The sequence below is a fragment of the Pseudomonas sp. SBT1-2 genome (genome assembly GCF_028640875.1).
GTDB lineage: Bacteria > Pseudomonadota > Gammaproteobacteria > Pseudomonadales > Pseudomonadaceae > Aquipseudomonas > Aquipseudomonas chlororaphis_I.
This window is the reverse complement of record NZ_JAQZAA010000076.1, coordinates 17,399-36,916: the sequence shown is the minus strand read 5'-3', so window position 1 is coordinate 36,916 and position 19,518 is coordinate 17,399. Positions and strand designations below refer to the sequence as shown.

General features: G+C 57.0%; 19 protein-coding genes. 18 read left to right on the top strand and 1 reads right to left on the bottom strand.

The features are described 5' to 3' along the window. Position 1 precedes the first annotated feature (1 nt). Genes tssJ through PVZ78_RS13055 form a run of 11 tightly spaced genes read left to right on the top strand, consistent with a single transcriptional unit; the run spans position 2 to position 14,695 of the window. Positions 2-502 (top strand): type VI secretion system lipoprotein TssJ, encoded by a 501-nt coding sequence (gene tssJ / locus PVZ78_RS13105; protein WP_009051585.1) that lies wholly within the window; start codon positions 2-4, stop codon positions 500-502. 2 nt (positions 503-504) lie between these two features. Then, positions 505-1,836: a type VI secretion system baseplate subunit TssK gene (tssK, locus tag PVZ78_RS13100; protein ID WP_007930267.1), complete on the top strand. Its 1,332-nt coding sequence runs from the start codon at positions 505-507 to the stop codon at positions 1,834-1,836. 5 nt (positions 1,837-1,841) lie between these two features. Then, on the top strand, positions 1,842-2,711 hold the full coding sequence (icmH, locus tag PVZ78_RS13095) for a type IVB secretion system protein IcmH/DotU (protein WP_007930266.1): 870 nt from the start codon (positions 1,842-1,844) through the stop codon (positions 2,709-2,711). A 14-nt stretch (positions 2,712-2,725) separates the two neighbouring features. After that, positions 2,726-6,253, top strand: coding sequence for a type VI secretion system membrane subunit TssM (tssM, locus tag PVZ78_RS13090; protein WP_273828778.1), 3,528 nt, complete (start codon positions 2,726-2,728; stop codon positions 6,251-6,253). Then, complete coding sequence (locus tag PVZ78_RS13085; protein WP_007930264.1) at positions 6,253-6,981, top strand: PP2C family protein-serine/threonine phosphatase; 729 nt, start codon at positions 6,253-6,255, stop codon at positions 6,979-6,981. The genes tssM and PVZ78_RS13085 overlap by 1 nt, the downstream gene beginning before the upstream one ends. Further along, a complete protein-coding gene (locus PVZ78_RS13080; RefSeq protein WP_063433405.1) occupies positions 6,978-8,042 on the top strand; it encodes a serine/threonine-protein kinase in 1,065 nt (354 codons plus the stop codon). The genes PVZ78_RS13085 and PVZ78_RS13080 overlap by 4 nt, the downstream gene beginning before the upstream one ends. A 21-nt stretch (positions 8,043-8,063) precedes the next feature. After that, positions 8,064-10,130 carry a type VI secretion system Vgr family protein gene (locus PVZ78_RS13075; protein ID WP_273828777.1) on the top strand — a complete coding sequence of 689 codons (2,067 nt, stop codon included), beginning with the start codon at positions 8,064-8,066 and terminating at the stop codon, positions 10,128-10,130. Between the two features lie 11 nt (positions 10,131-10,141). Beyond that, complete coding sequence (locus PVZ78_RS13070) at positions 10,142-10,948, top strand: DUF4123 domain-containing protein (protein WP_038574694.1); 807 nt, start codon at positions 10,142-10,144, stop codon at positions 10,946-10,948. Next, positions 10,945-11,487, top strand: a complete 543-nt coding sequence (locus PVZ78_RS13065; protein WP_273828776.1) for a DUF3304 domain-containing protein — start codon at positions 10,945-10,947, stop codon at positions 11,485-11,487. The genes PVZ78_RS13070 and PVZ78_RS13065 overlap by 4 nt, the downstream gene beginning before the upstream one ends. Then, positions 11,475-12,101 carry a DUF3304 domain-containing protein gene (locus PVZ78_RS13060; protein WP_226303220.1) on the top strand — a complete coding sequence of 209 codons (627 nt, stop codon included), beginning with the start codon at positions 11,475-11,477 and terminating at the stop codon, positions 12,099-12,101. Before PVZ78_RS13065 ends, PVZ78_RS13060 begins: the two co-directional genes overlap by 13 nt. After that, the gene (locus PVZ78_RS13055) at positions 12,086-14,695 is read left to right on the top strand and encodes a T6SS phospholipase effector Tle1-like catalytic domain-containing protein (RefSeq protein WP_101283990.1); all 2,610 of its coding nucleotides are present in this window, start codon (positions 12,086-12,088) and stop codon (positions 14,693-14,695) included. Before PVZ78_RS13060 ends, PVZ78_RS13055 begins: the two co-directional genes overlap by 16 nt. 51 nt (positions 14,696-14,746) lie before the next feature. Here PVZ78_RS13055 and PVZ78_RS13050 read toward each other — a convergent pair whose 3' ends face one another. Then, positions 14,747-15,034 carry a DUF3077 domain-containing protein gene (locus tag PVZ78_RS13050; protein ID WP_273828775.1) on the bottom strand — a complete coding sequence of 96 codons (288 nt, stop codon included), beginning with the start codon at positions 15,032-15,034 and terminating at the stop codon, positions 14,747-14,749. 613 nt (positions 15,035-15,647) lie between these two features. Here PVZ78_RS13050 and PVZ78_RS13045 point away from each other — a divergent pair. The 7 genes from PVZ78_RS13045 to PVZ78_RS13015 all read left to right on the top strand — a co-directional run bounded on the left by PVZ78_RS13045 (position 15,648) and on the right by PVZ78_RS13015 (position 19,502). Further along, positions 15,648-16,505 (top strand): tetratricopeptide repeat protein, encoded by an 858-nt coding sequence (locus PVZ78_RS13045; protein ID WP_273828774.1) that lies wholly within the window; start codon positions 15,648-15,650, stop codon positions 16,503-16,505. Positions 16,506-16,701: 196 nt separating this feature from the next. Beyond that, positions 16,702-17,100, top strand: coding sequence for a lysozyme inhibitor LprI family protein (locus tag PVZ78_RS13040; RefSeq protein WP_273828773.1), 399 nt, complete (start codon positions 16,702-16,704; stop codon positions 17,098-17,100). A 94-nt stretch (positions 17,101-17,194) separates the two neighbouring features. Then, positions 17,195-17,521, top strand: a complete 327-nt coding sequence (locus PVZ78_RS13035; RefSeq protein WP_337960403.1) for a lysozyme inhibitor LprI family protein — start codon at positions 17,195-17,197, stop codon at positions 17,519-17,521. Further along, positions 17,499-17,756 (top strand): hypothetical protein, encoded by a 258-nt coding sequence (locus tag PVZ78_RS13030; RefSeq protein ID WP_273828790.1) that lies wholly within the window; start codon positions 17,499-17,501, stop codon positions 17,754-17,756. Before PVZ78_RS13035 ends, PVZ78_RS13030 begins: the two co-directional genes overlap by 23 nt. Positions 17,757-17,838: 82 nt before the next feature. Then, on the top strand, positions 17,839-18,312 hold the full coding sequence (locus PVZ78_RS13025; protein WP_146218504.1) for a hypothetical protein: 474 nt from the start codon (positions 17,839-17,841) through the stop codon (positions 18,310-18,312). Between the two features lie 8 nt (positions 18,313-18,320). Next, on the top strand, positions 18,321-19,001 hold the full coding sequence (locus tag PVZ78_RS13020) for a hypothetical protein (RefSeq protein ID WP_273828787.1): 681 nt from the start codon (positions 18,321-18,323) through the stop codon (positions 18,999-19,001). A 45-nt stretch (positions 19,002-19,046) separates the two neighbouring features. Continuing rightward, positions 19,047-19,502 carry an XAC2610-related protein gene (locus tag PVZ78_RS13015; RefSeq protein WP_081359422.1) on the top strand — a complete coding sequence of 152 codons (456 nt, stop codon included), beginning with the start codon at positions 19,047-19,049 and terminating at the stop codon, positions 19,500-19,502. Positions 19,503-19,518 lie beyond the last annotated feature (16 nt).

Here is a 19,518-nt window from a genome sequence, read left to right as displayed (position 1 = left end):
CATGTCTCGCTGCTCGACCCTGTTACTCAAGACGCTGGCTGCGCTGACCGCCCTGGCGTTGCTCGCTGGCTGCTCGTCGCTGTCGCCGTACTCGACCATGACCAAGCTCAACCTCAAGCTGACCGCCAGCGACCAGCTCAACCCGGACCTCAACGGTCGTCCGTCGCCGATCGTGGTGCGGCTGATCGAGCTCAAGCATCCGGTGGCCTTCGAGAACGCTGATTTCTTCAGCCTCTACGAGCGCGCCAAGGAGTCCCTGGCCCCGGACATGGTGGCCAGCGAAGAACTGGAACTGCGCCCGGGTGAAACCGTGGAACTCAAGCTCAGCGTCGAAGAAGGCAGCCGCTACGTCGGCGTGCTGGCGGCCTACCGCGACCTGTCGGAAACCCAGTGGCGCTATGTGGTGCAGCTCACTCCGGTGGAACTGACCGAAGCCGACCTGACCCTCGACCAGGCCGGTATCCGCACCAGCAATGCAACGCTCGCCAAGGCGGACAAGTAATCATGAACGTGCATAAAGTCATTTGGCAGGAAGGCATGTTGCTACGCCCGCAGCACTTCCAGCACAACGATCGCTACTACGACTACCAGATGAAAACCCGCACCCAGTTGCTGGGCAGTTATTCCTGGGGTTTCCTGAGCCTGGAGATCGACCTGCAGTTCCTCAACATGGGCAAGCTGGTGATCAGCCAGGCCTCCGGCATCCTGCCCGACGGCAGCCTGTTCGAGCTGGGTGGCAACACCGAGCCGCTGGCCCTCGACGTACCGCCGAACACCGGCAACACCCCGGTCTACCTGGCCTTGCCGCTGGTGACCGGCAACCACATCGAGTCGCGCCGTCCGGAGCAGTCCGATGTGCTGGCGCGCTACACCGCCTACGAGGCGGAAGTGGCCGACTCCAACGCCGGCGACGATTCCAGCAGCCAGGTCAGCTGCGCCCGGCCGGACTTCCGCCTGCTGCTCGGCGAGCAACAGAGCGACCAGGCCTATGTGAAGCTCAAGCTCTGCGAAGTCCTCGACACCACGCCCGACGGGGTGATCAGCCTCGACCCGGACTTCGTGCCGACCTTCATCCACGCCCATGCCTCGAGCTACCTGCTGTCGTGCCTGAAGGAAGTGATCAGCATGCTCAGCCACCGCGGCGATACCATTGCCGACCGGATTCGTTCCAACGGCAAGGTCGGCGGTGCCGAAGTCGGCGACTTCATGATGCTGCAACTGATCAACCGCACCGAACTGCTGCTGCGCCACTACCTGGGCCTGGAGCAGGTGCACCCGGAAGAGCTGTACCGCACGCTGCTGACCATGCTTGGCGATCTGGCGACCTTCGCCAGCGACAGCAAGCGGCCGCGCCTGGACAGCCGCTACCAGCACAGCGACCAGGGCGCGAGCTTTCGCAAGTTGATGGACGCGATCCGCCAGGTGCTGTCGATGGTGCTCGAACAGCATGCCATCGAGCTGGTGCTGCAGGCGCGCCAGTACGGGATCATCGTGTCGCCGTTGCACGACCACAAGCTGCTGGGTTCGGCCTCGTTCGTCCTGGCCGCCAGTGCCAACTGCGACTCCGAAGAACTGCGCCACCGCTTGCCGGCGCACCTCAAGGTCGGCCCGGTGGAGCGCATTCGCCAGCTGGTCAACCTGCACCTGCCGGGGATCAAGGTCAAACCCTTGCCGGTGGCGCCACGGCAGATCGCGTTCCACTCCAACAAAACCTATTTCATCCTCGAACTCAGTTCCGAAGACCTGGCGCAACTGGAGCGTTCCGGTGGTTTCGCCTTCCACGTGTCCGGCGAATTCGCCGAGCTTGAACTGAAATTCTGGGCCATCAGGAACTGACCGACATGATCAAGGACATGGAACACAACCAGGACGACAAGACCGTCCTGCTCGATCGCCAGGGCCATGGCCCGGCGCAGAGTCCGCTGACCGATTTCGCCGCGCCGCCACGCTTCGAGCAACTGGAAGAACGGATGATCTACGCCGCGCGCCTGCGCCCGGCCGAGGCCTTCAACATCAGCCTGAACGCGCTGGTGGCGGCGGCCTCCGATCTGTTGTCGGAAGTGGTGCGCCTCAAGCACAGCGACACCCGCGAAGACCTGTACGCGCTCAACGAGCGGCTGACCTCGGCCCTGAAACTGTTCGAGGTGCGCGCCCTGCACAACGGCGCCGAAAGCAGCCAGGTCATGGCCGCCCGCTACGTGCTGTGCACCGTGGTCGACGAGGCGGTGGTCACCACTCCGTGGGGCAATGAAAGCGAGTGGTCGCAGATGAGCCTGCTCAGCAGCTTCCACAACGAGACCTTTGGTGGCGAGAAGTTCTTCCAGCTGCTGGACCGGTTGTCGAAGAACCCGGTCAAGCACCTGCCGATGCTGGAGCTGATGTACCTGTGCCTGTCGCTGGGCTTCGAGGGCAAGTACCGGGTCATGGCCCGCGGCATGCTCGAACTCGAAGGCATCCGCGATGCGCTGTACCGGCAGATCCGCCAGCTGCGTGGCGACGTGCCGCGCGAGCTGTCGCCGCATTGGGAAGGCCTGCACGACAAGCGCCGCAGCCTGGTGCGCATCGTGCCGTGGTGGATGGTCGCGCTGTTCACGGTGGTCTGCCTGGTGGTGATGTATTCGGGGTTCGCCTGGGTTCTGGGCGAGCAGCGCGAGACCGTTCTGCAACCTTATCAGCAGCTTGACCCGGCCGTGGTCCAGCCCCAGCCGTAATACAGGGACGTGTGATGAAAAACTTCTTCAAGAAAGTCGGCGCCTTCCTGCGCAAGACGTGGGTCTGGACGCTGTTGCTGGTGCTGTTCGTGGCGCTGCTGGTGTGGTTCGTCGGGCCGCTGCTGGCGGTCAACGACTACAAGTTCTGGGAAAGCGCGACCTCGCGCCTGCTGACCATCAGCGTGCTGTTCCTGATCTGGGGCCTGACCATGGTCTTCGTCAGCTGGCGCGCCGGGATCCGCAAGAAAGAAATGGAAGACAGCGAAGACGGCCAGGAACGCCTGCGCCGTGAAGAGCTGATCGACGAGGAACAGAAAGAGCTGCGCAGCCGCTTCAAGGAAGCCATGCGCACCCTCAAGACCTCCAGCCTGTACCGCGGGCGCAGCGAGCGCTGGCGCAACGACCTGCCCTGGTACCTGCTGATCGGTCCGCAGAGCAGCGGCAAGACCAGCCTGCTGGACTTCTCGGGCCTTGAGTTCCCGATCAACAAGATCGACCGCAAGCTGACCCGCGACACCATCGGCACCCGGCATTGCGACTGGTACTTCGCCGACCACGGCGTGCTGATCGACACCGCCGGCCGCTACCTGACCCAGCCCGACGCGGAAGTCGACGGCAGCGCCTGGAGCACCTTGCTCAACCTGCTGCGCAAGCGCCGTCGCGGGCGTCCGCTCAACGGTGTGTTGGTGACCATTCCGGTGGAACTGCTGCTGAGCGGCAACGAGCCGGATCTCGACACCCTGGCGCGCCAGGTCCGCGCGCGCCTGCAGGACGTGCACCAGAAGCTGCACGTCGACGTGCCGGTGTACCTGGTGCTGAGCAAGGCCGACCAACTGCTCGGCTTCGACGAGTTCTTCGACCAGCTGAGCCGCGAGGAAAGCGATCAGGTGCTCGGCACCAGCTTCCGCAAAGAACAGAACGGCACCGACGTCGCCGTGCTGCGCCAGGAGTTCGAAGAGCTGCTGCGCCGCCTGAACAGCCAGGTGATCATGCGCATGCACCAGGAGCGCGACACCCAGCGCCGTGGCCGCATCCTCGACTTCCCGCACCAGCTGGGGCAGATCGGCGAGCGCCTGTGCCTGTTCGTCGACATGGCGTTCACCGGCAACCGCTACCAGCGGGCCAGCCAGCTGCGCGGTTTCTACCTGACCAGCGCGCCGCACCTGACGGAAAAACTCGACCCCGACACCGCCAGCATCGGCGCCAGCCTGGGCATGGCGGCCGGTGTGCTGCCGACCCTGCGCAGCGGTCGTTCGCGCTTCATTCACCACCTGCTGAGCCGGGTGATTTTCCCCGAGGCCGACCTGGCTGGCCTGGACAAGCGCGAGCGCAATCGCATCCATTGGGGCCAGCGTGCGCTGTACGTTGGCGCGCTGGTGGCCCTGGCCTTGTTCGGCCTGCTCTGGGCCGGTGGTTTTTCCGCCAACTACGAGCGCCTGGAAAACCTGCGCTCCCTGGCGCAGAACTGGAACCAGCAGCGCACCGCGCTGACCGCCCGCGACGACGCGATGGCGGCGCTCAAGCCCCTCGACACCAGCTTCGAAGCCACCAAGGTATTCCCGGCCAAGGGCGACGTTTCGCTGCACGAGCGGGTCGGCCTGTACCAGGGCGAGGAAAGCAACCCGGTGGTGCTCAGCGCCTACGAGCGTGAGCTGCAAGCGCAGCTGCTGCCACGGGTGGCGCAGATGCTGGAAGGGCAGATCCGCAGCAACATGCGCGACCGCGACCGCCTGCTCAACAGCCTGCGGGCGTACCTGATGCTGAACATGCAGGACCGTCGCGATCCGTCCTGGCTCAAGGACTGGGTAGCCAGCGACTGGTCGACACGCTACGCCGGCAACACCGCGGTGCAGAACGGCCTGAACGCGCACTTCGAACGCCTGCTCAAGCTGCCGTTCAGCTACCCGCTCAACGACACGCTGGTGGCCCAGGCGCGCCAGGTGCTGCGCAGCGAGTCGTTGGCCAACGTGGTCTATCGCGTGCTGCGCGAACAGGCGCGGAGCCTGCCGGAGTACCGCCTGAGCCAGCATCTGGGGCCGCAAGGCAGCCTGTTCGTCGGCACCGACTACGCGATCCCGGGCTTCTACACCCAACAGGGTTACCAGCAGTATTTCTCGGTCCAGGGCACGGCGCTGGTCACCGATATCCTGCGTGACAACTGGGTGCTGGGCGAAGGCAGCGGCATCAGCGGCATGGACCTGCGCCGCCTGATGGTGGAGCTGGAACAGCTGTACTTCCGTGACTACGCCAACTTCTGGAGCGAAGCGGTCGGCCAGGTCGGCCTGCAACCGTTCAACGACGCTGGCGAAGGCGCCGATCAGGTCGCCGGCCTGACCTCGGCCAACTCGCCGGTGCTGCAACTGCTGGTGGAGGTGCGCGAGAACACCCGCTTCCAGGCCATCGCCGAAAGCGCCGAAGACGTGACCGCCGCGGCGGACAAGGCCGCGGAGAAGGGCGGGGCGCTGGGCAAGGTCGCGGCGGCTGCCGCGGGCAAGGCCCAGGAAGCCCTGGCCAAGAACCTGCCGGACACCGCGAAGAAGTCGCTGCAACGTCGCTTCGAACCGCTGCACCGCCTGCTGGACGACAACAACGGCCCGGCCGCTGACCTGACGCCGGCGCTGCAAGCGCTGAACGACCTGCAACTGCAACTGGCCGGCCTGGCCCGTGCCAGCGCGCCCGAGCAGGCGGCGTTCGAGATGGCCAAGACCCGCATGAGCGGTCAGCGCGATGCCCTGAGCAGCCTGCGCAACGCCTCGGTGCGCCTGCCGCGTCCGGTGAGCGTGTGGTTCAACGTGCTGGCGGAAGACACCTGGCGCCTGGTGCTCAACGACTCCTACCAGTACCTCAACCAGCGTTACCAGAGCGAGCTGTACAGCTTCTACGGCAAGGCCATCAGCAAGCGTTATCCGTTCAGCGCCCACAGCACCAGCGATGTCGCCATCAGCGACTTCCGCGAGTTCTTCAAGGCGCAAGGCATCGCCGATCGCTTCTTCGAAACCTACATGCGGCCTTTCGTCAGCGGCGATCCGGGCAACTACCGCCTGCGCAGCATCGACGGCCACAGCCTGCCGATGTCCAAGGTCTACCTCGACCAGATGGCCGCGGCCCAGGTGATCCGCCAGAGCTTCTTCTCGGAGAACCCGGCGGAGCCGCAGGTGCAGTTCAAGCTGGAGCCCTACACCCTGGACCCGGCGGTGAGCCGCTCCGAGTTCCGTTTCGGCGACAAGACCATGGAATACCGCCACGGCCCGATCGTGCCGGTGTCCTTCAAGTGGCCGACCGACGCCGAAGACGGCCGCACCAGCCTGGTGCTGGACAAGATGGCCGGGCGCCCGGTGGGCATTGAAAAGAACACCGGCCCCTGGTCGCTGTTCCGCCTGTTCGACCTGATGCAGACCGAGTACCTGACCGGCCGTGACGTGCTGGTGCTCAAGGCCGACCTGGGCGGCCTGCGCGCCAACTACCTGCTGATGAGCCAACGCACGCCGAACCCGTTCGACATGGGCGTGCTGCGCACCTTCCGCATGCCGGTGCAGCTCTGATGCTGGTTGCCAGTACCTGGCGCAGCGCTGCGCGCACCGACCCGGGCAAGGTTCGGGCGCGCAACGAAGATGCCTTCCTCGACTGTCCGGAGCAGGGGCTCTGGGTGGTCGCGGACGGCATGGGCGGGCATCAGGGTGGCGACATCGCCAGCCAGTTGATCGTCGCCAGCCTGGCCGAGTTGCCGGCGCAGGACAGTTTCGACGAGCGGCTCAAGGGCTTGCGCCAGTGCCTGCACTGGCTCAACCGGCGCCTGGGCCAGGAGTTGACCGTCACCGCCGAGCGCCACGACAGCATCATGGGCAGCACCGTGGTCGCGCTGTTGCTGGAAGGCGACCGCGCGGCGTGCATCTGGGCCGGCGACAGCCGCTGTTACCTGTGGCGCGGGCAGCGTCTGTACCAGCTGTCCAAGGACCATTCGCTGCAGCAACAACTGATCGACGAGCAGCAGATGAGCGTCGAGCAGGCGCGGGCTCATCCGGCGGCCAATGCTCTGACCCGGGCGGTGGGCGCCAGCGAGCAGCTGACCCTGGATGTGCTGGAGCTGCAGGTCTACCCCGGCGATGCCTTCCTGCTGTGCAGCGACGGCCTGTACCAGGGGCTGACCAGCGACGCGCTGGGCAACGCCTTGAGCCTGGCTTCGCCGCAGGTGGCGCTGGAGCGCCTGTTCGACGGCGCCCTGCGCGGCTCGGCCCGGGACAACCTGACAGCCGTGGTGATCCGCCAATGAGTGATCTCAAATCCGGTCTGGATAACATCCTGATGAGCGAGGAAGAGGCCAGCAACCTGACCTATTTCGCCTTCGCCAAGGCCAATGAGGCGCCGCGTCCCGTGGCACCCAAGGCCAAGGGCAAGGGCCGCAATCGCTTCAGGAACCGCTCCCGTTCCAAGGCCAAGGCCGTGGCGCCTGTGGGTGGGCTGCCGGACGTACTGGCCGGACGTTACCGCCTCGAGCGCCTGCTCGGGGCCGGTGGCATGGGCGCGGTCTACCGCGCGCGGGACCTGCTGCATGAGCAGTTCGGCGATCCCGACCCTTACATAGCGCTCAAAGTCATGAGCGAAGAATTCTCCGAGACGCCGGATGCCAGCGCCTTGCTCTACAGCGAGTTCGCCCTGACCCGACGCCTGCGCCACCCGAACATCGTGCGCTTGCACAGCTTCGAGGTGGACACCCAGTGCCAGCGCGCCTTCATCACCATGGAGCTGATGCGCGGCCTGACCCTGGACAAACTGCTCTGCGAGCGGCCGTTGGGCCTGCCATGGAAAGAGCTGCGCGATGTGGTGCGGCCACTGCTCGATGCCCTGGCGTACAGCCACGCGCGCGGTGTGCTGCACGGCGACCTGAAGCCGAGCAACGTGATGCTCTGCGAAGACGGCGTGCGGCTGTTCGACTTCGGCCTGAGCCAGGCCGAGGAGGGCGTGCTGCCTGGCCTACCGCAGCTGAGCCGTAGCCGCTTCAACGCCTGGACGCCCGGCTATGCCGCCCCCGAATTGCTGGAGGGCGGGGCCTTGTCGGCCAGCGCCGATCTGTACGCAGTGGCCTGTGTGATCTTTGAGCTGGCCTGTGGCAAGCACCCGTATCGCCGGTTGCCGTCGACCCAGGCCCGCGACGAACGCCTGGACCGCACGCTGCAGGCACCCAAGAACCTTCCCAGACATTGTTGGCCAGCCCTGCGCGCGGCGCTGGCCTTCGACGCGGCGCAACGCACCATCTGCGCCCAAGCATTGCGCGACGCCATGCGCGCGGATTCGTCCTGGCTGCAACGCTGGTTCCATCGGCGTAACGGATGACCACCGAACAGGGAGCAAGATATGTTCAATCCTTCCAATGAAACCCACTTCAGCCTGACGGTCGACGACTTCCAGGGTGACTTGCAGGTGCTGTCTTTCGAAGGGATCGAAGGCATCAGCCAGCCGTTCCGTTTCGATCTGGAGCTGGTCAGCGAGAACCCCGACCTGGACCTGGAGACGCTGCTGCACAAGCAGGCTTTTCTAGCGTTTGATCCGCAAGGTAGTGGCATCCACGGGCAGATCTACCGCGTGGCCCAGGGCGATGCCGGCAAGCGCCTGACCCGCTACAAGGTGTCGCTGGTGCCGCAACTGGCCTACCTCGAACACCGCACCAACCAGCGCATCTACCAGCAAATGTCGGCGCCGAAGATCATCGCGCTGATCCTCGAAGAGCACGGCATCCAGGGCAACGCCTACCGGTTCCAGCTCGGCACCCCGTGCCCGGACCGCGACTACTGCGTGCAGTACGACGAAACCGACCTGCACTTCATCCAGCGCCTGTGCGAAGAGGAAGGCCTGCATTACCACTTCCAGCACAGCCCGCAAGGCCACCTGCTGGTGTTCGGCGACGACCAGACGGTGTTCCCCAAGCTTGGCCAGCCCACCGCCTATATCCAGGGCAGCGGCATGGTCGCCGACGAGCCGGTGATCAAGGGCTTCAACCTGCGCCTGGAAACCCGCACCAGCCGCACCACCCGCCGCGACTACGACTTCGAGAAACCGCGCCTGCAACTGGAAGCGGCCTATAAACCCGAGGCTGAAAGCGAAGAACCGGACCTGGAAGACTACGACTACCCGGGCCGTTTCACCGACCGTGCGCGCGGCAAGTTCCTCAGCCAGCGCGCCCTCGAACGCCACCGCGCCGACTACCAGCAGGCCGAAGGCTGGGGCGACCAGACACGGCTGGTCAGCGGCCACTTCCTGGAATTGTCCGAGCACCCGCGCAGCGAGTGGAACGACCTGTGGCTGCTGACCCATATCGTCCACGAAGGCAAGCAGCCACAGGTGCTGGAAGAGTCGGTGACCAGCGACACCACCGACAACAAGGATGACTTCCACCAGGGCTATCGCAACCGCTTCCTCGCCACGCCCTGGCAGGTGTTCTACCGCCCGGCCCTGAACCACCCGAAACCGCGGGTGCTGGGCAGCCAGACCGCGGTGGTCACCGGGCCCAAGGGCGAGGAAATCCACTGCGACCAGTACGGCCGGGTCAAGGTGCAGTTCCACTGGGACCGCGAAGGCAAGGCCGACGACAAGACCAGCTGCTGGCTGCGCGTGTCCTCCAGCTGGGCCGGCGATCGCTACGGCGCCATCGTCATCCCGCGCATCGGCATGGAAGTGCTGGTGACCTTCCTCGAAGGCGATCCCGACCAGCCGCTGATCACCGGTTGCCTGTACCACAAGGAACACCCGGTGCCTTACGCCCTGCCGGCGAACAAGACCCGCACGGTGTTCAAGTCCATGAGCTCGCCGGGCGGCGCCGGCTACAACGAACTGCGCATCGAAGACAAAAAAGGCGCCGAACAGATCTTCATCCACGCCCAGCGCGACTGGGATGAAAACATCGAGCACGACCAGAAAATCCGCATCGGCCATGAACGCCACGACACCGTGGTGAAGAACACCTACACCGAACTCAAGGCCGAAGAACACCGCATCACCCACGCCGACCGCAAGACCGAAACCCGCGTCGACGACCACCTGACCGTGGGCGAAAACCAGCACATCAAACTCGGCACCGCGCAACTGACCAAAGCCGGCCAGGAAATCCACCTCAAGGCTGGGGCCAAGATGGTGATCGAAGCCGGCAGCGAACTGACGATCAAGGCCGGGGGGAGTTTTATCAAGCTTGATGCCGGCGGCGTCACGGTGGTGGGGCCGGTGGTGAAGATCAATGCCGGGGGCTCGCCGGGGAGTGGTACCGGGATCGGCATTAAGCCGCCGACGTTGCCGGGGGCGGCGGATAAGGATGTGGCCGGTGATCTGCCGGTGGTTGCGCCGAGCAACATACCGATGCCACCGCCACCGGTGTGCAAGGAATGCCTGGCCCGGGCCAAACGTAACAGCCAAGCCCTGGCGGCACGCTAAAGGACCCTGACATGTACGCAAGCAATCCGCAGTGGCACGAGCTGTTATGGGACGAAGCCCAACGACTGGGCCAGGAGCATATCGACCTGCTGATCGACGCCACCAGCCTCGACTACCCGTTGCTGGCAGAGCTGGCGAACCAGCCGGACGCACCGGCATTGGCCAAGCTGTTCGACAACACCCCGGAAGTGGCGATCGCCGACTTCGGCCCGCTGCTGCTGCGGGTGAACAAGGCGCAGAAACCCTGGTTGAAAACCTTCATCAGTGCCGTCGACTGCAATCAGCATGTGCTGGCGCTGTTCAGCCCCTGGAGCTTCGAAGCCCTGGCCGGGCACCTGCGCAGCTGCACCCAGGCGCGCTGGAACCAGGGCCGCTCCGAAGGCGTGTTGCGCTACTACGACCCGCGCATGTTCGTGCCAGTGTGCGAGACCCTGACCCCGGCTCAAGGCCAGGCCTTCCACACCCCGGTCATCGTCTGGCACTGGCTCGACCGCGACCAGCAAACCCAAAGCCTGCCCGGCAACTACGTGCGCCACGCCCCGCCACCGGTTATCGAACCCTTCATGTTCGACCACCCGCAAGTGGCCAACCTGCTGGCCTGGACCGAGGCCGACAACTACCGCATCGAACGCTGCGCCACTCCGCAGGACTACGGCATGAGCCGTAAGGAAGGCTTGATTCGCCACCTGTTCCACAGCCAACTGGCCGCCAATAAAAAAGGCCTCAAGGAACCGGAAGAACGGCAGCCCTTTATCCAGGAGTGGCTGCTGGATAATTCGCCTTTCGTCATCGACGAGCCGCCGAGGCCGTTGATATGAACCGGTCTTTAAAGGGGAATGCCTGCAGCCTGGTGTTACGGCTGTTGTTGGGCGTAAGCAGCGTATTGATGATCACCGCCTGCCAGAGCCCTTCCAAGATGTTGGGCGCGCCGGTGACTGGCTATAACCATACTTCTGCGGCGATCAACCGTTTTATGGTCAATGGTGCTGGAGGGCCGAATTTGGGGCCTCATCAAGGAGGAGGGAGCGAAGTTTGCTGCGGTCTTGTTCCTCGGGAGTGGGTGCCGGGGCTTAGGGCGATTGTTGAATGGGAGAAGGATCCTGATCCTGGCGGCTACATCAAGCGAGACCAATATGGCCAGCTTGATACTGAGGACTACAAACGGCACGCCGCCAACTACTCACGTCACAAGGTTACGGTTGAAATCCCCCGGTACGCTGTAGCAGGGAGTTTGAAAGTGCATTTTCTTCCGTGCGACCAAGTACGTGTTTCTGCTGACAATATTAAACCCGGCTCTCCGGGTTATCCCTATAACTACCCGATGAACATGGAGGGGCCGAAGGTATGTGTACTTTAATTATAAATAAGATTATGGCGTACTTTTTCTTGCTCAGAAAAAATGGCTTTTTATCGGGGGCATATGTGCATGTCCAAGGTCGATTTTATATTTTTGATTTAGTTCGTTGTTCGTTGTTGGTTTTGGGGGTAGTGACAGTAAGTGCCTGTCAAGCTGAATCAAAAATGTTATCTGCTCCAGTAACTGGTTATAACCATACCTCTGCTGCTATCAATCAGTTCACCATTAACGGAGCAGGTGGACCAAACTTGGGGCCGAATCTGGGGGGCGGTGGTGAGGTTTGCTGCAGTGTAATTCCTCGTAAATGGAACCCGGGATTAAAGGCAATCGTGAAGTGGGAAAAGGATCCTAATGCTGGCGCGTCAGTAAATTGGCCTCCGCTTGGAACAGATGCTTATCGAGAGGCATATCGAAAGCACGCTGCTAAATTTACTCGCCATCAAGTAGTCGTAGATATCCCCCAGTATGGGGAAAAAGTTTGCGCGCTGCAGGTTCATTTCCTTCCTTGCGATCAGGTTAAGGTATCTACAACATGCTTTACGCCGTCCAATCCTAACTATCCTGACAAAGAATATTTCAAAATTAAGGAGCCGGCGGTATGTCCGAGTCATTAAGAAAAGACGTTTCTCCGTCTCCTAGTGCGGCGTTGATTGCACCCAAATTTCCTCAAGATGGCCGGCTTCCCAGCGATGCTAAGGCTCTTTCAGAGAATATTGCCATACAGAGGCGTGGTGAGGTTGCTTTCGGAAATAAACTTCGTAAAAAGCTACAGGCTAAAGGAGAAGCCTATAGCGGGATGCCTTGCTGTAAGACTCTGCACATTACTATCGCATTTGATGGAACTAATAATAACGATAAGGCTGACAGAGCTTCGATTCCGTCGTCCTGTAGTAATATTGCAAGAATCTTTCATGCCAGTATTGGTGGAGTTGCAGCTGAAGAGCAGGGTTTTTTCCGTTATTACAGTCCTGGTGTAGGAACCGTATTCCCAGATGTTGGTGAGTACGCCCCCAGTGATAGTGGGCTGATGTTTGCTAGTGGTGGTGAGAGTCGCATCAACTGGGGGCTCACTCGATTAATCGATGCATTGAAACAGACATTGGAAGGTACTAGGCTCGATCTACCCAAGACGCAAGAACTCGTGGAGTCTATGGCGACTGGTACAATTACTTTTCTGAGTGGTGGATTGCTTCAGAATGGTGAGAAGAAACGCGCTGCAACTATGGGAGATGAAATATCCAAATTAGAAAAAATTCTGGATAAACGTGTTGAGTCAGAAGAAAAGCCACATATTTTAGCAATAAAATTATATGTCTATGGCTTTTCTCGTGGTGCAGCACAAGCGCGTACATTTGCGAACTGGTTACAAGTACTGACTCGTGTGCAAGGAGATTCTGGTAAAACAGAATACCGTTTCGCCGGTCTTCCAATTTCTATAGAGTTTCTTGGTATTTGCGACACAGTGGCTGCTGTAGGCATGGCTGACAGTATGCCGTTCGCTGCTGGTCATATGGGGTGGGCAGACGACACAATGCGTCTGCCTGATGAAGTGTTAGCACAGTGCATGGACACAGCACTTCCAAATGATTGTCACTATTTGAAGCGGTGTGTGCATTTGGTTTCAGCACACGAGCAACGTGCAAGCTTTCCTTTAGATTCTATTCGGCGTAGACCGAAAAATGCTCAAGGTAAACGCGACTCTAAACAGGCATCTGGTTATCGTGATGGTACTGAAGAGTATCTGTACCCTGGTGTGCACTCTGATGTCGGAGGAGGTTATTCGCCAGGGAATCAAGGGAAGGCTATGGGAGGTTCGGCAGAGTTACTTTCGCAGATTGCTTTACATCATTTGTATGCGGAGGCATTCAAGGCTGGAGCACCATTGCAAGTTCCAAAAAGTATTCTTATTACAGATATTCATGAAGCCTACCGCGGGATGGATGACATCACGCAAAACGAATTCGACTTTAGCTCGACATTAGTAACACGTTTCAATGCTTGGCAGTCCCAAGCTAGAGCCGGCACGATGGACGAGATGATGAGGCGCGAGCATGCGTTGATTACCGCTTGGCGTATTGATCGCTATGCAGGCGGTCTGGCTCAACGCGGTTTCTTCGCAAATGTGGAAAAGGACATGCCTAAGGCCGAACAGGAAGCCTGGGAGGCAATCTACAAGCGTCATTCAGCCAAGGATGCCGCTGCTGCTCAAGGGAAACCGCTGCCAACATATACAGAGAAGGAGGAAAAGGAATATCAGGCGAATGTCCAACTTGTAGGCCAAGACAAAGTGGATAGCATTAGTACGGAAAAGGCGTTCGATCCTCCGCTGGATCAGGCTCAGCTACTCGGTGCAGCCGCAGAGTTTCGCCGTGACTATTTTAAGGAGTGGGGAATTGTCGATGATTGGAAGTACGGAAGCTTAATTGTCGATATGTTGGTGGGGGGGACGGTCTATGCAATTAACGAAGAAGATGAGGCCGAGGAATACAATTACCTGCATGACAACGGTACTAAACGTTATCAAGAGATATTCAGTGCTCCAGATAAGCCTCGTAAGGGGCAGGAAGACTTAGTGGCATTGTTCGATGACCAAGTGCATGACTCTCGCGCATGGTTTATGAATACATCGGGGCTTGGTCCCCGTGAGCCGTTCACTGACTATTTCCGTATTCGACTGGTACATTTTGATAACGAATCCAATAAGCAACTTTCACCAATAGTGACAGCAGGACGTGTAATAGGCTTGGGTATTGCCGTGGCCAGTATTGGCTTGAGCATCAAGAAGCGTGACCCTCGAATGCTACTGGCATTACCTTTGATGACTGCGGTCAGCCCAATTCTCACAGGTAAAGTCAGTCTGCCGGAAATCAGTGCTTTCGACCCTGTCACTGGCATAGCCCTACCGATGATGAACAACTTGGATTCGCTACGAGCTTTTACTAAAACACCGGGAGACGTCACGGCCAAGGTCGCGGCATTACCGCCACTGTTGCCATTGAGCGAAGCAACTGCCAACACACCTGCGTTGCAGAAAATCCTGGTGGCGCACCAGGCTCTGGAGGCTGTGGAGGCGGCACGCAACAAGGATGCGGGATCATTGGCTGGAATGCTGGCGAAAGCTGCCAACGACGAGGACAAGCCCGGAAGTTGGAAAGACATGCTGGCGAATCAGGTCGGCAATATGAAGTCGTCCGAGAAGAAGGTGTAGCGGCAAGGAAGTAAAGGGCGGCACTCGTTGAGTCGCCCTTTGCTTGCTGATTTAGGCGTGCTCTTGAGTGGTGGTTACGTCAGAGAGCATTGCAGTAGAAAGGTCATCCACCACCGCTTTGCCCATTTCGCACAGATAATAAGCCGGCCAAGCGTAGCGCTCTCCTTGTTCCTCCATTGCCGCATCGAGCATGAGTTTTTTGGCGTAGTAGAACAGGTTGGAAGCATGCTCCAAGGCTTCTTGAACGGGAATATCCGGATTAACCCGGAACAGGCTTTGTTCTTTTTCGCCGCAGTCGGCGAAGGTAACGATGCCGATGGTTTTGATAGAGGTGGTCATTGCTCACCTCCTACTGCTTGCAGAGGGTGGATCTTGGACTGACGGGTGATGTACATGGCAGTAACTCCGTTTACTGAATTGAGCTGCCGTTTCGTTTACAGTCGAAAGGGTGGCAGCTATGCGCGGGCTGGAAAACCGGAGTAAACGGAACCCGGCAGACCCGAAGGTCTCCCGCGCACAGCCGCCATAGCACGAGAAAGCCAGGCACAAAAAAACGCCAGCAATCGTGATAGTTGGCGCTGCTGCGCCGTTTACTCATCGGGTTTCCAGGCCCGGTCGCTGATTTTGCAGCGACGGCGGAAGGATAGCGGGGAGGCTGGGCAGCTGCAACGACAGGATTACCGCATTTTATGACGATGTGTTTTTTGGGGCTCAGTGGATTTTGATGGCGTCTTCAGGAAAAGCTTTTATTCGTCGCGAACCAAATAGGAATCATCGCGCCGCTAAATTGGCGTCTTCCTACATTCATCCAGTGATCAACTTGGTAGCGTTTCACAAATATTTCGTTTGTATCGCTAGGCAACTTTTCATGATCCTACGGACATAATTGGGCCTGGTCATCCTGAAATGACGGAGCTAGCGGATAGATATAACAAGATAGAGGCGGTATTGAATGTTTAATAAATATTATATAGTTGCGCTGCTGATTCTACTGTTCGCCCGCTTGAGTCATGCAGATACGGAGCCGTTGGAAATCAACGGGGGCAACGATGGTATGCTGCAGTTCAGAAATTTTGATGAGAAATATGGAGGTTGGAGTGACATAAAATATAAAGGTGCCGCAGGTGAATTTAATATATATATGGTTCCTAGCAAGATGGCAGTTTCAGAAGAGGGTATCGTAGTTAGTTCAAACATAGATATGGTTTCCCCCGACAAAAGATATGTGATGGTTCAACGAACAAATGCCGGAGAGGTAACCGACGAGGAAGGTAATAAAATAATTTCTTCGCAGTCATACTGTGACGCAGTATCGTTGGAAACTGGCTGTGTCAAGAATGTTGGTTCAGCACTTCAATGTGATGGAGCATGGCAGGGGCAGAAATGGAAAATTACTACCGGGGAGATTTTTTACTTTTCTAAAGAAGGCATGTCTCCGCAATATTTACTATCTGAAGTAGTTGATGTGCCTTCAAATGAGTCTCGCTCGGATTCGTTGAGAGATTCGCTTTTTATGGGGGTATCTTCTTATATGGCGTGCTATCCACCAGAAAAAAGTATCTCTGAATATAACGACATAGGATTTTATTTTGCGCAGGGCGGCGAGCATTTGCTGGCGATGCAGATTTACAATCGGTTATTAAGCTTGGCTCCTGATCGAGTGTCATTGAAGCTTAATGTTGCGGACTCTCTTTGGGTGTTGGGTAAGCATGATGAAGCGAAGCCGTATTATGTTGCCTATCGGGCGTTAATGTTGAAGAAGGGCGGGGTAAGTGAAATTCCTAAGCGAGTTGAGGAACGCCTAAATTAGCTTATTGGTTTCCGTGCGCAACGACTCTTATTGAGACGATATGATTGGAGGGGAGGGCTTTGGCTTTTGTGAAAGCGTAATAGCCGATAGCGTTCTCCATGCTCCTCCATCGCCGTATCAAGCAGAATCCTCTGGGCGTAGTAGATAAGATTAGAAGTATGCACCAGCGTTGTTAAAAAGGAGTAGTAAGGAGGATATGTATAAAATTATTTTATTAAGTGCTTTGCTGTTGAGCACTTCAGTGTCTGCCGATCCGTTGGACTGTAAAAATATAGTGGCAAGTCAGCAGATTGATATGTGCGCGAAGGCTGCAATGGAGTCGGCGGACTCTCAATTGAATATTAGTTACAAAAAGCTGATGGCTAGGGTTAAATCTCAATACCAAATGGATCCCGCACAGGGTGAAAAATTTATCGCGAAACTGAAAGAGTCTCAGAGATTCTGGATAAAGTTACGGGATACTGACTGTCCGCTTGAAGCATTTGAGATAGAGGTTGGCAAGCCTGCTTATGAGACAACTATAAGTAACTGTATTGCAAGGATGAGCTTGGAGCGTTCGGTTTATCTGGACAAAATCTTGCCTGATGTTTATTGAGCTATTTTCAGTTGGGCGATTTGGAAGTACTTGAGAAGTGCCCACGGCACTCCTTAGCTGGCCATAGATCGTGTTTTGACAGGGAGGGAGCGAAATGCAATCGATAAGAATAGATGGCCGTATGGCGCTTCTGGGATGCCTGATAATATTCGCAAGCATTGCAGTGGCAGGCGCCCATTGTGACGCTAGTACTACATCGAACTCAGATATAGAACTTTGCTCTCAAGCTTCTTTCTCGAAAATCGATAAGGTTCTGAATGAGCAGTACAAAGCTCTTTCTGCTGAGTTGAGCCCTGATCTTAGGGCTGACTTGGTTTCCACGCAAAAGAACTGGATCCGTTTGAGAGACGAACAATGTGCTGATGTAGATGAAGAGTCTTCCGGTCAAGAGGGGCCGATTGAAAGGCTTTCGTGTAGGTGAAATTATATATCTTCGGACTGGTATTGTTGGTGATGGATTCTATAAGGCGGTATCTATTGTGAATAAACAAGCCATGGATTATGCCAAGGCTGTTAAGCATATGGAGGGGGATGTGGATTTTGGCCCGAGCTGGTCTGACTACTCTCAACGCAACTGCGCAATGGCACAGAAAATTTATGGTGAAGTCAGTGACAGGTGCTTATCCAGGATGCGTTTCCAGATGCCAATTTTCTGAGTGGTTATCAGGTGGTTCACTGTTTTTCTAGAAAGTTCTTTGTTTTTAAGAGTCTTTTTGTTTGAGTGAAGGTCGGGGCGGTATGTTATCTGAGTGGGTGTTTTCAAAAGCACTAATGAGAAGCTTGTTTTTGGTTGTGCTTGTTTTAAGTGAGGTATCATGCACTAAGGAAAATGCAGTGGGTGACAGTTTCAAAGCTATTACTTATGAAGAAGCACTGCAGAAATTTAATGAGGCGCACGAGGACGAAAATTACAGGTGCCAATATAGTCTGGTTGGTATGAGTGAAGACGCGCCTTTAGCTGCTGTTGAAATAGAGGATTTTCTCTATTTGAAATTGAGTGGCAGTATCATTGAGCTGATGAGCCGTGGGCGAGGAGAGGACTTTGGAAATTATGGCTCAGAAAGTGAAGGAGTAAAGTTCTCGTACAAGGTGCTTAGAAAATACAATGTTTCAGAGTATCAGGAGTCAGACGATAGGGATGTCGAGGTTGAGTTTTCTTACCGTGGAAAATCTGAAGTTCTAAAAATGTATGGGTTTGGGTGCGGAATATAGTATTGGGTGTGCTTCTTTTGTTCGGTGTTCTTAGGTGTGAAAGTATGGTGAGCCAGAGCTTTTTGGGTAAAAGTTATATTCCAAAGAATGTGGATGTCGTTTTTGGCTCTGTGATGTGGCGTGTGGTGTTTCTTGTCAGAAGAATCTTAACTTCTTTGATAGCGTTAATTTTTTGTCTCCCGGTTATGGCTGCCTCACCATCAGGAAGTGGATACATTCAGCACGACTCTTTGGAGTGTTCCGGTGTGAAAGTCGAGCTTGTATCGAACTGTGAAAATGAAGCCGTTGAAAGTGATCAAGCTCAGGCCGGGTTACCTGTTTGTACTGGTCAGGTGATTAAAATTGGCGGTAAAGAGACCCAGCGAGAAATGCAGAAAGTATCGCAGCTCACCAAAAGCGGTAAACACATAGCTATGTTATCTAATGTTGTAGTCTCGATGGCTTGCATTAACGGTAGCAAGGGCAGTCTGGTTTCCATCGGCGGCTACAGCGGTTGTGGGGCGTGCCCGGAATGGCATGGCTACTACTCCATGGATGGTAAGTTGGTTAACTATGTCTATAGTAATTCCTTTCGTTCCTTTGGATCGTTCGGTTCTCGCGATGAGCTGATAGAAAAATTCGGTGTCAGTAAGCGGGATCTGGTAGATGAGAGTGCTTTTGCACAGAAGGTCAAGTATGAAAGGCCTTGAGTGTGGAGTGGAAGTAGCTCATGGCTTTTCTGATGGGAGAGAGAAATGAGAGTTAAAGATTATTTCGTCGCAGTGGCCTTGCTACTCTGGAGTGCGTTGGCGCTCGCTCAGCCAACGACGTTTAGCCCAGATAAAGAAGTCAATGTAACTCTTGTCCAGGATGGAGCAAACCTAACTGTGACCTCGGAGGGCAAGAGTCGATCGATAACCGAAACGATCTCATTCGAGACTGAAAAAACATTCAATGTCGAAATAAATGACTTCAATTTTGATGGGCTCAAAGATTTTTCTATTTGGTATGTCGATGATGGAATGGGCACCTATACGATACATAGGGTTTTTATTTATCAATCAGCCGATGAGTCCTTTAAAGAGTTGGTTCCAGCCTGTGGCGATGAGTTTTTAAATCTGAAGTTGAATAGCCTGAAGAAGGTTCTGAGTAGTACGTATTATGAAAGCAATGTGCCAAAATTATGCGTCACAAAACCACATGGTAGGTAAGTGGGAAATTTACTAG

What these genes read in the sequence shown, in the direction of transcription:
- PVZ78_RS13045 (WP_273828774.1), top strand. Translation starts at nt 15,648, where the DNA reads ATGTTTAATAAATATTATATAGTTGCGCTGCTGATTCTACTGTTCGCC.
- PVZ78_RS13015 (WP_081359422.1), top strand. Translation starts at nt 19,047, where the DNA reads ATGAGAGTTAAAGATTATTTCGTCGCAGTGGCCTTGCTACTCTGGAGT.
- PVZ78_RS13055 (WP_101283990.1), top strand. Translation starts at nt 12,086, where the DNA reads ATGTCCGAGTCATTAAGAAAAGACGTTTCTCCGTCTCCTAGTGCGGCG.
- PVZ78_RS13040 (WP_273828773.1), top strand. Translation starts at nt 16,702, where the DNA reads ATGTATAAAATTATTTTATTAAGTGCTTTGCTGTTGAGCACTTCAGTG.
- PVZ78_RS13080 (WP_063433405.1), top strand. Translation starts at nt 6,978, where the DNA reads ATGAGTGATCTCAAATCCGGTCTGGATAACATCCTGATGAGCGAGGAA.
- PVZ78_RS13065 (WP_273828776.1), top strand. Translation starts at nt 10,945, where the DNA reads ATGAACCGGTCTTTAAAGGGGAATGCCTGCAGCCTGGTGTTACGGCTG.
- PVZ78_RS13035 (WP_337960403.1), top strand. Translation starts at nt 17,195, where the DNA reads ATGCAATCGATAAGAATAGATGGCCGTATGGCGCTTCTGGGATGCCTG.
- tssJ (WP_009051585.1), top strand. Translation starts at nt 2, where the DNA reads ATGTCTCGCTGCTCGACCCTGTTACTCAAGACGCTGGCTGCGCTGACC.
- PVZ78_RS13085 (WP_007930264.1), top strand. Translation starts at nt 6,253, where the DNA reads ATGCTGGTTGCCAGTACCTGGCGCAGCGCTGCGCGCACCGACCCGGGC.
- PVZ78_RS13075 (WP_273828777.1), top strand. Translation starts at nt 8,064, where the DNA reads ATGTTCAATCCTTCCAATGAAACCCACTTCAGCCTGACGGTCGACGAC.
- tssK (WP_007930267.1), top strand. Translation starts at nt 505, where the DNA reads ATGAACGTGCATAAAGTCATTTGGCAGGAAGGCATGTTGCTACGCCCG.
- PVZ78_RS13070 (WP_038574694.1), top strand. Translation starts at nt 10,142, where the DNA reads ATGTACGCAAGCAATCCGCAGTGGCACGAGCTGTTATGGGACGAAGCC.
- tssM (WP_273828778.1), top strand. Translation starts at nt 2,726, where the DNA reads ATGAAAAACTTCTTCAAGAAAGTCGGCGCCTTCCTGCGCAAGACGTGG.
- PVZ78_RS13025 (WP_146218504.1), top strand. Translation starts at nt 17,839, where the DNA reads ATGTTATCTGAGTGGGTGTTTTCAAAAGCACTAATGAGAAGCTTGTTT.
- PVZ78_RS13060 (WP_226303220.1), top strand. Translation starts at nt 11,475, where the DNA reads ATGTGTACTTTAATTATAAATAAGATTATGGCGTACTTTTTCTTGCTC.
- icmH (WP_007930266.1), top strand. Translation starts at nt 1,842, where the DNA reads ATGATCAAGGACATGGAACACAACCAGGACGACAAGACCGTCCTGCTC.
- PVZ78_RS13050 (WP_273828775.1), bottom strand. Translation starts at nt 15,034, where the DNA reads ATGACCACCTCTATCAAAACCATCGGCATCGTTACCTTCGCCGACTGC.